This is a genomic window from Streptomyces sp. NPDC037126 (genome assembly GCF_055605965.1).
In genome coordinates, this window is the sequence record NZ_JBVJTD010000087.1 from 1 (window position 1) to 1,646 (window position 1,646).

The 1,646-nt window shown below is 68.2% G+C and carries 2 protein-coding genes; one reads left to right on the plus strand and one right to left on the minus strand.

The annotated features are described in order from the left end of the window. The first annotated feature begins 269 nt into the window (after positions 1-269). On the plus strand, positions 270-1,076 hold the full coding sequence (locus ACZ7FF_RS44930; protein WP_470820546.1) for an IS5 family transposase: 807 nt from the start codon (positions 270-272) through the stop codon (positions 1,074-1,076). On the opposite strand, the gene ACZ7FF_RS44935 is transcribed toward ACZ7FF_RS44930, so the two are convergent. Continuing rightward, positions 1,018-1,524 (minus strand): hypothetical protein, encoded by a 507-nt coding sequence (locus ACZ7FF_RS44935; protein ID WP_470820548.1) that lies wholly within the window; start codon positions 1,522-1,524, stop codon positions 1,018-1,020. The genes ACZ7FF_RS44930 and ACZ7FF_RS44935 overlap by 59 nt on opposite strands. Positions 1,525-1,646 lie beyond the last annotated feature (122 nt).

Here is a 1,646-nt window from a genome sequence, read left to right on the forward strand (position 1 = left end):
ACTGGCTGTTCTCATTCCGCTCGGGTGGTCGGTCGGGTTCGAACAGGGGCCTGGTCCGGGTGAGTCTGCCGGTGCGGACGCATAGAAGAAGGGCCTCTTGGTAGCTCGCGGATGTCGAGTCCAGCGAGGAGCAAGAGGCCCTGTTGTCGAAGTGTCGCGTGGTCATGGTTGCCGGGTCCAGTCCGTCCACTCCTGGGTGTGACTGTCTCGCCCACAGGTTCGGTAACGCGGCCGACCGGCCGGAACGCCGGCCCCGGTACGACTCGGACATGAGCGATGACGAGTGGGCCCTGGTACGGGAACTGCTACCCGTTCCCGGTTGGTTGGCCGGCCGGGGCGGGCGGCCCGAGGGCTACTGCCACCGGCAGATGATCGACGCGATCCGCTACCTCGTCGACAACGGCGTCAAGTGGCGGGCGATGCCGTCGGACTTCCCGCCCTGGCCACGGGTATACGCCTTCTTCGCCCGCTGGCGGGACACGGGACTGATCGCCGAACTGCACGACCGGCTGCGCGGTGCCGTCCGCGATGCCGAAGGCCGTGATCAGGAGCCGAGTGCGGCGGTCCTGGACTCGCAGTCGGTGAAGGCGGACGCCACCGTCGCCCTGGCCTCGCGGGGCTTCGACGCAGGGAAAAAGATCAACGGTCGCAAGCGGCACCTGCTCACCGACACTCTCGGCCTGCTGCTGGCCGTGCTGGTCACACCGGCATCGACCACCGACCGAGACGCCGCCCGAGCGCTGCTGCTAGCAGCCAGAGGCCGCTTCGAGCGGCTGGCACGTGTCTGGGCCGACGGCGGCTACACCGGCCACCTCGTCGACTGGAGTGCGGCACAGCTCGGAGTCGTTCTCGACATCGTCCGCCGCAGCGACGACATCAGCGGCTTCCAGGTGCTGCCCCGCCGCTGGGTCGTGGAACGGTCTTTCGCCTGGTGCCTGCGCAGCCGGCGCCTGGTCCGGGACTACGAGCGGCGCACAGACACCAGTGAAGCCGTCGTTCTTTGGTCCATGACCATGCTCATGAGCCGCCGCCTGGCCGCCCGGCCCCAGAGTCCTGCTCTGATGGGGGCAGCGTGAACCTGCCTGGCTTCTTCTCGACCAGCCAGCCTCGTTCCACCAGCCGCTTCAGCCGTGCCCTGGCCCCTTCAACGCGGGAGTCGGACGCACTGTCCCAGCCCAGCGCCACTGCTGCCCGCCGGGCACCCAGCCCGTCGCCTCCGGCATCGACCGCGGCGGTCATCAACGCCTGATAGTCCGGCGACAGTTCCTTCACCCCGCTCGCAAGTTGCCGGTGAGGCACCGCACGACGTGGCCCGACCGGCTTCCTCCTCGACACCTCGCCGGCTACGTCGACGGGTGCATCCTCCTCGGCCAGCGCCTCCAGATACTGCTCCAGGCCGATTACCCGGCGCCGGTGCACTTCTTCCGCGTCCGCCAGAGCCGCCCGCACCCGTTGCAACTCGGCTTCGAGGTGCTTAACCTGCGCGGCTGCGGCTTTCTGCCGCGTTTCCAGAACCGCCCGCATCGACGGCATCCGCCACCTCCACGACATCTCGTCCGGCAACGAGCCGAGGCTCCCGCAGCAGTAGCTAGTTCATGCCTGGCCAGCGAAAACGTCACACGAGGTTCGGAAAGAGAACGACCTCT

Bases quoted from the DNA above. Each gene is read 5' to 3' on its own strand.
- ACZ7FF_RS44930 (WP_470820546.1), top strand. From the start codon at position 270: ATGAGCGATGACGAGTGGGCCCTGGTACGGGAACTGCTACCCGTTCCC.
- ACZ7FF_RS44935 (WP_470820548.1), bottom strand. From the start codon at position 1,524: ATGCGGGCGGTTCTGGAAACGCGGCAGAAAGCCGCAGCCGCGCAGGTT.